Source organism: Pseudomonas sp. CCNWLW23 (assembly GCF_037095675.1).
Taxonomy (GTDB): Bacteria; Pseudomonadota; Gammaproteobacteria; order Pseudomonadales; family Pseudomonadaceae; genus Aquipseudomonas; species Aquipseudomonas atacamensis.
Genome location: NZ_JBAWKM010000003.1, coordinates 235,787 through 247,344, shown reverse-complemented (window position 1 = coordinate 247,344; position 11,558 = coordinate 235,787). Strand labels below are relative to the sequence as shown.

The 11,558-nt window shown below is 58.5% G+C and carries 13 protein-coding genes; 6 read left to right on the top strand and 7 right to left on the bottom strand.

Going from position 1 to position 11,558, the window contains the following annotated elements; translation table 11 throughout:
* Positions 1-39: 39 nt before the first annotated feature.
* Positions 40-963, bottom strand: a complete 924-nt coding sequence (locus tag V8J63_RS06600) for a LysR family transcriptional regulator (RefSeq protein WP_130887518.1) — start codon at positions 961-963, stop codon at positions 40-42.
* 125 nt (positions 964-1,088) lie between these two features.
* Here V8J63_RS06600 and V8J63_RS06595 point away from each other — a divergent pair, with 125 nt between their 5' ends.
* Positions 1,089-1,835 carry a 3-oxoacyl-ACP reductase family protein gene (locus tag V8J63_RS06595; RefSeq protein ID WP_016773811.1) on the top strand — a complete coding sequence of 249 codons (747 nt, stop codon included), beginning with the start codon at positions 1,089-1,091 and terminating at the stop codon, positions 1,833-1,835.
* Positions 1,836-1,897: 62 nt separating this feature from the next.
* Here V8J63_RS06595 and V8J63_RS06590 read toward each other — a convergent pair whose 3' ends face one another.
* Complete coding sequence (locus tag V8J63_RS06590) at positions 1,898-2,593, bottom strand: HAD-IA family hydrolase (protein WP_130901659.1); 696 nt, start codon at positions 2,591-2,593, stop codon at positions 1,898-1,900.
* A gap of 239 nt (positions 2,594-2,832) precedes the next feature.
* Here V8J63_RS06590 and V8J63_RS06585 point away from each other — a divergent pair, with 239 nt between their 5' ends.
* The 4 genes from V8J63_RS06585 to V8J63_RS06575 all read left to right on the top strand — a co-directional run bounded on the left by V8J63_RS06585 (position 2,833) and on the right by V8J63_RS06575 (position 8,884).
* Complete coding sequence (locus V8J63_RS06585) at positions 2,833-7,626, top strand: RHS repeat-associated core domain-containing protein (RefSeq protein WP_336463797.1); 4,794 nt, start codon at positions 2,833-2,835, stop codon at positions 7,624-7,626.
* A complete protein-coding gene (locus V8J63_RS06580) occupies positions 7,623-8,018 on the top strand; it encodes an Imm50 family immunity protein (protein WP_130887519.1) in 396 nt (131 codons plus the stop codon). Before V8J63_RS06585 ends, V8J63_RS06580 begins: the two co-directional genes overlap by 4 nt.
* A 153-nt stretch (positions 8,019-8,171) precedes the next feature.
* Entirely contained in the window at positions 8,172-8,396 is a 225-nt protein-coding gene (locus V8J63_RS27720; protein ID WP_442963514.1) for a DUF6896 domain-containing protein, read from the top strand.
* Positions 8,397-8,491: 95 nt separating this feature from the next.
* Positions 8,492-8,884 carry a hypothetical protein gene (locus V8J63_RS06575; RefSeq protein WP_130887520.1) on the top strand — a complete coding sequence of 131 codons (393 nt, stop codon included), beginning with the start codon at positions 8,492-8,494 and terminating at the stop codon, positions 8,882-8,884.
* Positions 8,885-8,936: 52 nt separating this feature from the next.
* Here V8J63_RS06575 and V8J63_RS06570 read toward each other — a convergent pair whose 3' ends face one another.
* The 4 genes from V8J63_RS06570 to V8J63_RS06555 form a co-directional block, all read right to left on the bottom strand.
* Positions 8,937-9,104 carry a hypothetical protein gene (locus V8J63_RS06570; RefSeq protein ID WP_016773805.1) on the bottom strand — a complete coding sequence of 56 codons (168 nt, stop codon included), beginning with the start codon at positions 9,102-9,104 and terminating at the stop codon, positions 8,937-8,939.
* Positions 9,105-9,222: 118 nt separating this feature from the next.
* On the bottom strand, positions 9,223-9,642 hold the full coding sequence (locus tag V8J63_RS06565) for a YMGG-like glycine zipper-containing protein (RefSeq protein ID WP_024012287.1): 420 nt from the start codon (positions 9,640-9,642) through the stop codon (positions 9,223-9,225).
* A 135-nt stretch (positions 9,643-9,777) separates the two neighbouring features.
* Positions 9,778-10,149 (bottom strand): hypothetical protein, encoded by a 372-nt coding sequence (locus V8J63_RS06560; protein WP_016773803.1) that lies wholly within the window; start codon positions 10,147-10,149, stop codon positions 9,778-9,780.
* 300 nt (positions 10,150-10,449) lie between these two features.
* Positions 10,450-10,638, bottom strand: a complete 189-nt coding sequence (locus tag V8J63_RS06555; protein WP_024012286.1) for a hypothetical protein — start codon at positions 10,636-10,638, stop codon at positions 10,450-10,452.
* Between the two features lie 221 nt (positions 10,639-10,859).
* Between V8J63_RS06555 and V8J63_RS06550 the strand changes: the two genes are divergently transcribed.
* The gene (locus V8J63_RS06550; RefSeq protein WP_264364806.1) at positions 10,860-11,138 is read left to right on the top strand and encodes a hypothetical protein; all 279 of its coding nucleotides are present in this window, start codon (positions 10,860-10,862) and stop codon (positions 11,136-11,138) included.
* 56 nt (positions 11,139-11,194) lie between these two features.
* Here the strand turns inward: V8J63_RS06550 and V8J63_RS06545 are convergent, their stop codons facing one another.
* Positions 11,195-11,515, bottom strand: coding sequence for a YbjQ family protein (locus tag V8J63_RS06545; protein ID WP_336463796.1), 321 nt, complete (start codon positions 11,513-11,515; stop codon positions 11,195-11,197).
* Positions 11,516-11,558: the final 43 nt, after the last annotated feature.

Below are 11,558 nucleotides of genomic sequence, written 5' to 3'. Positions count from 1 at the left end.
GCTTGCCCGCGATAGCCGCAACTCGGTTTGGTGCCTGGCTCAGATAGCACTAAACCGCCGCCCCAGTCCCTGCTCAGCAAACTGTTCAATCACGAAATCCACAAACGCCCGGGTCTTGCCCGGCAACAATTTGTGCTCGGCGTAATAGATCGAAATGTTGCCGTCATCGACAAACCAGTCCGGCAGCACTCGCTGTAACGTCCCTGCCTGAAGATACGCGACCGCAAACGGCATGCTCACCAGCGCAATGCCCAAACCTTGCATCGCCGTTGCACAGGCAGCCTCGGAATCACTCATGGTCATCCGCGCCCGCAATGTCAGCGGACTGTGTTGCTGATCGCGGTGAGTCAGTTGCCAGGAGCGCACGCGCCCGGTCTGCGGTGAGCGAATCAGAATGCCGTCGTGTTGCTTGAGGTCATCGGGATGGCTGATCGGCGCATGTTTTTGCAGATAGTCCTCAGATGCCACCAACACCCGATGCGCCGGTGTCAGCCTGCGCGCAACCACACCTTGCGGCAGTTCAAAGCCGCCGCCAATCGCCGCGTCGAAGCCCTGTCCGATCAGGTCGACTTGGCGGTTATCGAAATGCCAGTCCGGGTTGATCGCTGGATAACGCTGCAGAAACTCACCGAGCAGCGGCACGATATACAGACGGCCGAACACCGTACCCATGCTGACTTTCAGCGTGCCGGCCGGTTGCCCGCCGGCACTGGCCAGATTGGCCACGGCATTCTGGATGGTGGTCAGGCTGGCGCTGACTTCACTCAAAAACAGCTGCCCCGCTTCGGTCAGGGTCAGGCTGCGTGTACTGCGCTGGAACAGCCGCACGCCGAGCCGCGCCTCCAGTTTCGCCACGCTTTTGCCCACTGCCGCCGGGGTCAGGCTCAAGCGTCGCGCGGCTTCGGCAAAGCTGCCGACTTCGGCGCTGCGCACAAAGCATTCGATACTGCTGAATGTTTCCATGATCGCCACTATAAACTTCTGGTTTACACAGACTATAGCAATCATGGTCTACCCGGTTGTCGATGCCAGGCCGATACTCGGCACCAACACCAAGGCATTCCGCCTTGAACACTTGGAGATCGAACATGACCACTCAACACCTCAGCGGCAAGGTCGCTCTGATTCAAGGCGGTTCACGCGGCATCGGCGCAGCCATCGTCAAACGCCTGGCCGCTGAAGGCGCCGCCGTCGCTTTCACTTACGTCAGCTCCGCCGCCAAAGCCGAAGAACTGCAGAACAGCATCACCGGCAACGGCGGCAAAGCCTTGGCGATCAAGGCTGACAGCGCCGATGCCGGCGCGATTCGCCACGCCGTCAGCGCCACCGTCGAAGCGTTTGGCCGGCTGGACATTCTGGTCAACAACGCCGGCGTACTGGCCATCGCGCCGCTGGAAGATTTCAAACTGGAAGACTTCGATCAGACTTTGGCCATCAACGTGCGCAGCGTGTTCATTGCTTCGCAGGAAGCAGCGAAACACATGGGCGAAGGCTCGCGGATCATCAACATCGGCAGCACCAACGCCGACCGCATGCCCTTCGGCGGTGGCGGCGTGTACGCGATGAGCAAATCGGCACTGGTCGGCCTGACCAAAGGCCTGGCCCGCGACCTCGGCCCACGGGGCATCACCATCAACAACGTGCAACCTGGCCCGGTCGACACCGACATGAACCCGGCCCATGGCGAATTCGCCGACAGCCTGATTCCGCTGATGGCCGTCGGTCGTTACGGCACCGCCGATGAAATCGCCAGCTTCGTCGCCTATCTGGCCGGGCCGGAAGCCGGTTACATCACTGGCGCCAGCCTGACCATCGACGGTGGTTTCGGCGCCTGACAGACCGGCAAGAAAAAACGCCGCCTTTCTTTATAGGAGGGGCGGCGTTTTTGTGTGGACGGTCAAGCCAGTTCCAGCGCCGGCAGGCCAAAGGCGCTGGGCATAAATGCTTTCAGCGAACGAATAATGCCGTCAGCGTGAGCATATTTCTCATCGGCCATCGCTGCGTCGGGGATGGCGATTGCGGTCATGCCTGCCGCTTTCGCGGCGGTGACGCCGAACGGCGAATCCTCGAACACCAGACAATCCGAGGGCGTGACGCCCAGACGCCTGGCAGCGGTGAGAAAGATATCCGGCGCCGGTTTGGCCGCGCCAACTTCCGGATCGTCCGCCGTGACGATGAAATCGAACAGCGCAAACCACTCACGGTGCAAGGTGGTTTTCTGCCCGAACGACTGGCGCGACGAACTGGTGCCCACCGCGATCGGGATGTTGTGCGCTTTGAGGTGACGCACCAGCGCTTCGGCCCCCGGCATCGCCTGCGCCTTGGGGAAACGCTCGCGCATCAGCGGCTCGCGGATCTGCAGAAATTCTTCCGGAGTGATCGGTAACTCCAGCGCCTGCACCACGTATTTGGCCAGGTCATTGGCACCGCGACCAATGATGTTTTGTTTGACGCTCCAGTCGAAGGTTTTCCCGTAGCGCCCGGCAATCAGCGAGGTGACCTCGGTGTAAATGCCCTCGGTGTCGAGCAGCAAACCGTCCATATCGAAAATCACGGCCTTGATCGGGCCGAACGTCGTCAGCGGTGCATTCATCATCGGATCCGTTAACAAAGACATCCCGGGCGACAGGCAACGTGCCGCAACGCGGATCTGATTAATGGGTTCAGCAGCATAGCGAGGCCGATGGACATTGAGCAACGGGCAATGCCATCGACGCCTTTTCGCATTTAGCGAAAACTCCTACAGACACTGCCTACTTCCCCGACTTCTTTCCTTTTTGATCCCCCGCAAAGTCCGCGCTCCCGTTTTTTCACATGCGCGAGCGACTGCGAATGTTTCAACCCGATCGGCTCCTGGCCCTGAACAACAGCATCGGACTGCTGGTGGTGGCCGCCCTGAATCCCCAGCAGCCCGATTTCGAAGCGCTGATCGACGAGTTCCGCCTGTGCCTGAACAACTACGACGCCTGGGCCGAGCAGTTCTGGACCGGGACCGCGCTGGACATCGAGCAAGTGTTCAAGGTTGGCAATGACGTACAACTGAGCGCGCCGATCACCTCGCGCGCCCCCATCAGCTCATCGGTAGTCATGTGCCCGGCCAACGGGCCGCTGACCCTGGTGCATTTGTTCGAAACCGCGCGCTTCGTGCCGATCGGCGACACCCCGGTGACCCTCGAACCGCTGCTCAGCGACGTCGACGGTGTGCTGACCTTCGGCGAACCACTGCGCTACACCATCGGCCCGAGCGGGATTCTCGAGGTGACCGATTGCATGCGCGGCCAGCGCTATCGCGTCACCTTCTTTCCCGATGTTTCTACCGACCATGTCCGCGCCCTGTATGCCTCATATGAAGGCGTGATTGCCGGTCTTGAAGGCTGGCTGCGCAGCGAATGGACAGGCTTCCAACCGCAATGGACGGAGTTTTCCAGCGCCGGTTTTCTTGATCGTTACGGGCAGTTGCAACGGGCCGATTGGCGCGGTCTGGAAAAAGCTTTGAATGGCGTCTGGGATGACATTCAACAACTGTTCGCCCTACTTGCCGATCTGCAGGAGCACAGCGCGAAGCTCCTGGAATACCTGAGCGAAGTCGAACTTGAGGCGCTGCTGGCGGCTTCCAGCGAGGCGATTGCCAACGCTTTGTTGATGCTCAGCGACGAGCCGTTGCTGTTCATTCATCTGGCCGCGTTCACCAGTTGGCTGAAGATGCTGCCGCCGCAATACCTCGCCGAGGTGGTGGCCGAAGTTCGCACCGAGTTGCTCATCAGTTTCCTGTTGATGCGCGTCGCCGGGGGTGCCGGCGTATCGCTGCGTTTGAGCAGCAAGGTCCTGGCGAAGATCAAGTCGCCACGGGCGCGGGAATGGCTGGCCGCGTCAGCCTTGCGTCTGGCTGAGCTGACTTCGACGCCGGAGCTCAAGCAGCACGCGAGCACACTGAAGCCGCTGATGTTTCATGCCCGCGAGGTGGAGCTGAAGCCGACTCCATCGATTCCGCTGAACATTCGCCAAGCCGATGAAGTTGTGTTGAGCGTGCCGAATCCGGCGCCACTCGCGCGGGACAAATCTCAAAACATGGCGCGCCTTGAGCGCCACGAGCCACACGACGACGCGCCCGACCAGGCGAAAAACCCCAACGGCGATGCCGCCGATTGCGTGCCCAAAACCTGTACCAATGGCTGCCCGGTGTCGATGGTCACCGGCGAAGAACTGCTGACCCTGACCGACGCGGTGCTCGATGGCGTGCTGCCCTTCGAGTTCACCCGTTTGTACCGCAGCAGCGCGGTCGAGATCGACATCGGCCTGGGTTTTGGCTGGAGCCACACGCTCGCGCATCGCCTGTCCTTCGACGGCGATGGCGTGATCTGGATCGACCACGAAAACCGCCGCACCCGTTTTCCCCTGCCCAACGTCGCGCGCCCGGCGATTCACAACAGCCTGTCGCGGGCGGCGATCTTTCTTGGTGATGAACCGGAAGAACTGATTCTGGCGTTGGCCGGCGACAGCGCGCGGTTTTACCACTTTCGCGCCGGCCGGCTGACCACAATCAGCGATGTCTACGGCAATCGTCTGACCCTGCAACGCGATCGCTCCGACCGCATTCAGCGTCTGGACAACGGCGCCGGCCGCGCGCTGCTGTTGCGGTATGACCGCGCGCAACTGGTGGCGGTCGATTATCAGGTGTTTGTTCAGGGCGAGTGGATCACCGAGCAAAACCTCGCCACCTACAGCTTCGATGCCCGGCAACGCCTGCTGGTTGCGACCAACGCGGTCCGCGACAGCGAGCGCTACGACTACGACGATCACCACGTCATCCTCCAGCGCCAGCTGACTGGCGGTGCGAGCTTCTTCTGGGAGTGGCAGCGTGAGGGCAAAGCCGCCCGCTGCGTGAGGCACTGGGCTTCGTTCTCGCAGATGAACACCCGTTACGTCTGGAACGATGACGACGCCAGCGTGACCGTGCATTACGTCGACGGTACCGAAGAAGTCTACGTCCACGACGAGCGCGCGCGGCTGGTGCGCCAGGTTGCGGCCGATGGTGGCGAGCAGCTCAAGGCCTATGACCAGCAGGGCCGTTTGATCGCCGAGCAGGATGCGTTGGGCGCGGTCACCGAATATCGCTACGACGAACTTGGACGGCTGATCGCGCTGATTCCGCCGGACGATGCACCAACGTCCTACGAGTACCGCAACGGTTTTCTCTACAAGCGTTGCCGTGGTGATGCGGAGTGGATCTATCGGCGCAATGCCGAAGGCGCCGTCACCGAAGCGGTCGCTCCCGACGGTCAGGTCACCCATTACTACTACAACCTGCGCGGGCAATTGCTGTCGCTGCGTTACCCGGACAGCAGCCGCCACCGCTGGGTGTGGAACGAGCTCGGCCAGCTCATCGAAGAAACCCTGCCGGACGGCGGCGTGCGGCGTTTTTCCTACGATGCGCTGGGACGGCGGATTACCACCCAGGACGAATTTGGTGTTGTCAGTCGTCAGGAGTGGGACGCCGCCGGCCGACTGATCCTGACGACTTCTCCTACGGGCAGCACGCGCGCCTACAGCTACGGCGCCTACGGGCAGATCACCGCTGAGCGCGACGAGCTCGGTCGTATCACCCGCTATGAATATGACGATGACCTGCACTTGGTCTCGCGGCGGATCAACCCCGATGGCACCCGCGTGCAGTATCGCTATGACCATGCGCGGTTGCTGCTGACCGAGATTGAAAACGAATCGGGAGAAAAATACCGACTGGATTACACGCCGACCGGATTGATCCGACAGGAAACCGGGTTTGATGGACGCCGGACTGCGTATGCCTACGATCTCAATGGGCATCTGCTGGAGAAGACCGAGTTTGGTGATTTCGGTCCAAGTCTGGTCACCCGGTACGAGCGCGACGCGGCTGGACGTTTGCTGGTCAAGACCCTGCCCGATGGCGCCAAGATCCGCTATGACTACGACCGCCTCGGTCGGTTGATCGGTGTCGATGACGGCCAGAACCATCCGCTGGCGTTCGAGTACGACCGTCAGGATCGGCTGATCACCGAGCATCAGGGCTGGGGCACCTTGCGCTACGCCTATGACGCCTGCGGCCAGCTCAAACGCCTGCGCCTGCCGGACAACAGCAAGCTCGACTATCACTACGCCAAGGGCGGTGCGCTGAGCGCCATCGACCTCAACGGTACGCCGCTGACCCGGCATGTGTATCAGTCGGGTCGCGAACAGCAACGCCAGCAAGGTCTGCTGCTCAGCGAATACTCCTACGACGATCAGGGCCGCTTGCTCGCCCACGCTGTAGGCCATCGCCACGCCTCGCTGTACCGCCGCGATTATGCCTACAGCGCCAACGGCAATCTTGAGCACATTGCTGACAGCCGCCACGGCCAGCGCACCTACGGCTACGACGCCCTCGACCGGTTGATCCGCGTACGTCACTCACGCGACGAACTGCCCGAATCCTTCGCCCACGACCCGGCCGGCAACCTGCTGATGCAGGACCGCCCCGGTCCCGCGCAGATCAAAGGCAACCGCCTGCTGATGCAGGGCGACCGCCATTACGACTACGACGCCTTCGGCAACCTGATCCGCGAACGCCGTGGCCACGGCCAGACTCTGGTCACCGAATACCGCTACGACTGCCAGCACCGCCTGATCGGCCTGACCCGCCCTGACGGCCAGACCGCCACTTATCACTACGACGCCTTCGGCCGGCGCATCCGCAAAACCGTCGACAGCGCCGTCACCGAATTCTTCTGGCAAGGCGAACACCTCGTCGCCGAAAGCAGCGCCACGCAATACCGCAGCTTCCTCTACGAACCCGGCACCTTCCGCCCACTGGCGATGCTCGACGGCAAAGGCCCGAAAAAGGCCTGCCCGTTCTACTACCAACTCGACCACCTAGGCACCCCACAGGAACTCACCGACTACAGCGGCGAAATCGTCTGGTCCGCCCAATACGACGCCTACGGCAAAGTCGCCGCCGTCACCCTGGCCGGCGAAGACTATCTGGATCAACCGCTGCGCTTTCAGGGGCAGTATTTCGATGTTGAAAGTGGGCTGCATTACAACCGCCATCGGTATTACGACCCTAGGTTAGGGCGGTATCTGACGCCGGATCCGGTGAAGCTGGCCGGTGGGTTGAATCAGTACCAGTACGTGCCGAATCCGACGGGGTGGGTGGATCCGTTGGGGTTGACGTCGAACTGCCCGCCAAAAGGCCGAAAAACGACCGGCTGTCCAAAACCTAATGAAATCGAGCCCCCACTGGTTTCTCGGCGAGGCGCGTTCAGAAAGGCAAAACTTGACTCGGGAATACCAAAAGGGCAACAGCCCGACATTCAAGTCGATGAGGTTAGCGGCAAGCAGAAGCAATTCACTTATGCCAACATGACAGATAGGAAGGGCAATAACATCTTGGACAGTAGTGGAATGCCAATCATAACTCGGGAATATAAATACACCAGAGAGGATGGCTTTATATTGATCCTCCAAGATCATTCCGCAGGCCATAAATACGGAGATATAAATAACCGGGGAGATCAAGGCCCTCACATAAATGTGCGACCTGCGGATGACAGGCGGAATGGCAAGGTAAAAAACACAAGCGATCATTACCCATTCAGGAGATCACCATGAAAAACTGGAACGAAATAGAGGGCAGCAAACTTTTCAATATGGTATTCAGCAGACATATACCTATCTCAGAGATTAAGCTATTCGCCCTGAACATAGACAATAACCTTTCAACACTGACCTTGGCATTTGACATCAGGGAAACACCAGACACTCCTCCAAAGAAATGGGATCTAATAGGATACAATGCTTGCCGTATCGGAATAACGTGCAGTGAAGTTCGAGGCTTGACAACATCAAACATTCCAACGCAAGAAACATTAAACCTATCCATCCAACTCATTGGGGATAGGTACTCTGTTTCCGCCACATCCATGTCGTCAGAGTTAAAATTCACTACATCATCATTAAGATTGAGAGAGCCAAGTGTGTACTTAACAGAAACACCTTTCTAGACCATTCAATAATCAAGCGCTCTTTTGCAGGTGACATTTTGTCTCTTGAGGACTTAATCAAAGGTTTCCTCAGTAAAGTCGAAGAAGGAACAACGCTGCTGCAGAAAAAAATTTGGTACACGAAACATTCTTAGGCTCTGACAAAGTTTCCAGATAGAGCGTTGCGGAGAAATTATTGATGGACTGGAGTATGGGTTACATGGTGTAGGATGTGCTATCCATTTTCCCACAGAGTTAGTAGATTTCGGTTACGGGCCAAACAACAGGATCGACGGCTTTGACGTGTGGCGTCTTTATATGTACGCCGCCGACAGGTCTGAAGAGTACAAAAATACACTGACATCAGTTTTCTTGAGAGCGAGTTCAAGACTTATCTAGGCTCAGGCAGAATCAAAAAAATATCGCCCTCCGATGACCTCTATGAACTAATCGACCCGCCGCAAAACCTCTGAAAACGAGAGCATGGCTCGCAGATGACTAACAAATATTCCGCGCGTATTGTCGAGATCGACCCAATCATTGAGGAAATGCTACTGCTCAGCGTCAACGGTGTGACTGTGAGATGTTTCGCAGGCCACTGCCCCTCAGTCATTGAAGTAGGTGAGAACTACTCAGCCGAGTTCGAAATGGTACTGCCGGACGAAATAGACATCTCAATATGTGAAAGCATCGAAACACGTGTCGAGATGCTTGACGATGGTTTCTCATGTGAGATTCATGGGCGCTTAGAAGGCGATACCTTTAAGTCATTCGTCGAATTTGCGGATCAAGATATTCACTTCGATTTTCCGCATCTCAACGGGCAGTTTGTGAAAATTACAGCACACAGAATCGACGTTTCGTTCCGAGGAACTGGGCCTCTGTAGGGGCCTGCTGAGTCAGGCCCTTAAGCGATAACTCAAATTTTCAACACCCCATTCACTGCTCATCCCCATCCTCCTCATACTCCATATCCGCCTCATCCGCATCATTCAACGGCACCGTCGCATCGTCCATCAGCGACCCGGGATCTTCATTCCCCGGATCATTGATAAATGGCAATCCACTCGGGCCTTTCTCTTCTTTGCCTTCAGTTTCAGGGGTCATGGTGCACCTCTTGAGCGTGTGGGATGTATGACGTTCGAAAAGCCCTGCCGCCAATCGTTCCTCTGCCTGACGGCCACACACGAAAAACCCGGCGCCAGGCCGGGTTTTCGTTGATAAATCAGCGATGTTTATTTTTGTGTTTGTTCTTGTGCTTGTGGCCGCCGGAATGAGATCCGCCGTCGTCGTCGCCAAGATTGTTACCTACCGCGCCGCCGGCTGCGCCGCCCAGGCCCGCGCCAATGGCAGAGCCGGTGGAGCCGCCGAGGCTGTTGCCGACAACCGAGCCGCCTGCTGCGCCAAGACCGCCACCAATCGCGGCTTCGGTGCGGTTGCGTTTATTAGCCCCGACGGCACTGCCCGCCGCGCCGCCAACACCTGCGCCGACCGCTGCGCCCGTGCTGCCGCCGAGTTGTCCGCCAACCACATTACCCAGCGCACCGCCGAGACCACCGCCTACGGCAGCGGTGCCATCTCCGGCCGCCATCGCGCCCTGCGCCACGACCAAGCCAAAAAACAGTGCAGATAATGACAATCGCATATGAACCTCGCAGTTCCCGAAACGGGACAGTCCGCCCAAGCGGGGCGTATGCAGATTGGAGATGATTTCGCACGAAACGTTCAGCCATGAAAAAGCCCGACATCGAGTCGGGCTTTTTCTGACAGGCCATCAGCCTCAGTGGCGCTTGTGACCTTTGCCCAGGTTGCTGCCGACGGCACCGCCGGCCGCGCCGCCCAGACCTGCACCGATGGTGGCGCCGTTGCGGCCGCCCAGGCTGTTGCCGATCACCGAACCACCGGCTGCACCGACACCGCCGCCGATCGCCGCTTTGGTACGGCTGCCCTTGCGTGCGGCGACTGCGCTGCCCGCTGCGCCCGCGACGCCAGCACCAATGGCGGCACCGGTGCTGCCGCCCATTTTCTGACCGACCACGTTACCCAGCGCGCCACCCAGGCCACCGCCCAGCGCCGCGGTGCCGTCACCGGCAGCCATCGCACCTTGAGCAACCAGAAGGCCAAGAACCAGAGCAGGCAGTGTTAAACGCATGACGAAAACCTCAAATAAACGGGATGACGAAAAGGAGCGGGATTTAATGCCCTCGGCGCAGGAAAGTCCAGACGCGGGCGACAGCGTCGATTGGACCGCGATCAGGGAAAAGGTTTTATGCCGGGCAAAAAAAAGCCCGCTGGGGAGACGGGCTGGAGACTTGCTTTCTAACGGATGGCTTCACACTACGTTGGCCAACGTGAAAAGTTTGTGAAAAAAAAACGACATTAATGTCAATGCCCGCCCCCTCATTCTTGCGCACATAAAAAACCCCGTTCAGTGACGGGGTGCGGGATGAAATCACTTTCTGGTCCTTGCCGTGACCTTGGGCAGGAATTTCGCTTTCGGCCCTTTGGGGGCTGTGGATTTGATTTTGCCGATGCTGACCGGATCCTCGCCAAACCCCGACTGATACTCCGACTGACCGCAGCGCACACAGTTGTTGAATGAAAACTCAGCGCCATCATCTTCGATAAATGGACCTGACATAGACTCTCCCCTACGCAACCGGGCCGACACCGGCAAAACAGTTTTGCCTGGAAAATATCGTCCCTCAGCGCTTTTGAGACTAGCCGGTCACTACTGGACTTGCTGTTCAGAAAGGCTGATCACCGACGAATGGAAAAAAGCGTCGCGAGCGATCACTCGCTAAAGATTTCCATCGAACGGCCGCTGCCCTTATTCCTACCAATGAATCTCAAGGAGAGATCATGCAGATCAATGGATTCCCGAACATGCCAATCGTAAAACTCACGGACGAGCAGATCGCTGCCGGCAAGGCCGGTGCGGAAAAACTCAAGGAAAAGATCGCCTCGGGTGAAATCACCATCAAATACCCGGACAAACCGCTTCTGCAGCCGGGCGTCGTCTACCATCCCAGCGAGCCCGCACCATCGGTGCAGCCTGACGGGACACCGCCCCTCGTTGCCATCGATACACCGCTGACCTATGACGCAAGAGGCGCTGTGTTGCTCAAGCCTCAAGGCTGATAGACGCGAAAAAAGCCCATTCGGTGTGCGAGTGGGCTTTGCCTTGAACACAATGATCAGCGCAGCTTCACCGCCGTTCCGGTGACAAACACCACGACCATGCCGCCCTTGCCTGCCGGCATGCTGATCTCAAAATCCACGCCGACCACCGCGTCAGCCTGCAATGCCCGCGCTCGATCTTTCAGTTCGTCGGTGGCCTGAATGCGTGCCTCTCTAAGAGCCCGCTCCAACGTCTGCGAGCGCCCGCCAAAGAAGTCGCGCATGCCGGCGAACATATCGCGGATCACGTTGACCCCTTGCACAGACTCGGCGCTGACAATGTCCAGATAGGCCGTGATCTGCCGCCCCTCGACGGAATGAGTGGTGGAAATGATCATGAAAGTCGTCCTTTACTGCAAAAATGATGGCGGCGATTGTAGC

What these genes read in the sequence shown, in the direction of transcription:
- V8J63_RS06600 (WP_130887518.1), bottom strand. Translation starts at nt 963, where the DNA reads ATGGAAACATTCAGCAGTATCGAATGCTTTGTGCGCAGCGCCGAAGTC.
- V8J63_RS06595 (WP_016773811.1), top strand. Translation starts at nt 1,089, where the DNA reads ATGACCACTCAACACCTCAGCGGCAAGGTCGCTCTGATTCAAGGCGGT.
- V8J63_RS06590 (WP_130901659.1), bottom strand. Translation starts at nt 2,593, where the DNA reads ATGAATGCACCGCTGACGACGTTCGGCCCGATCAAGGCCGTGATTTTC.
- V8J63_RS06585 (WP_336463797.1), top strand. Translation starts at nt 2,833, where the DNA reads ATGTTTCAACCCGATCGGCTCCTGGCCCTGAACAACAGCATCGGACTG.
- V8J63_RS06580 (WP_130887519.1), top strand. Translation starts at nt 7,623, where the DNA reads ATGAAAAACTGGAACGAAATAGAGGGCAGCAAACTTTTCAATATGGTA.
- V8J63_RS06575 (WP_130887520.1), top strand. Translation starts at nt 8,492, where the DNA reads ATGACTAACAAATATTCCGCGCGTATTGTCGAGATCGACCCAATCATT.
- V8J63_RS06570 (WP_016773805.1), bottom strand. Translation starts at nt 9,104, where the DNA reads ATGACCCCTGAAACTGAAGGCAAAGAAGAGAAAGGCCCGAGTGGATTG.
- V8J63_RS06565 (WP_024012287.1), bottom strand. Translation starts at nt 9,642, where the DNA reads ATGCGATTGTCATTATCTGCACTGTTTTTTGGCTTGGTCGTGGCGCAG.
- V8J63_RS06560 (WP_016773803.1), bottom strand. Translation starts at nt 10,149, where the DNA reads ATGCGTTTAACACTGCCTGCTCTGGTTCTTGGCCTTCTGGTTGCTCAA.
- V8J63_RS06555 (WP_024012286.1), bottom strand. Translation starts at nt 10,638, where the DNA reads ATGTCAGGTCCATTTATCGAAGATGATGGCGCTGAGTTTTCATTCAAC.
- V8J63_RS06550 (WP_264364806.1), top strand. Translation starts at nt 10,860, where the DNA reads ATGCAGATCAATGGATTCCCGAACATGCCAATCGTAAAACTCACGGAC.
- V8J63_RS06545 (WP_336463796.1), bottom strand. Translation starts at nt 11,515, where the DNA reads ATGATCATTTCCACCACTCATTCCGTCGAGGGGCGGCAGATCACGGCC.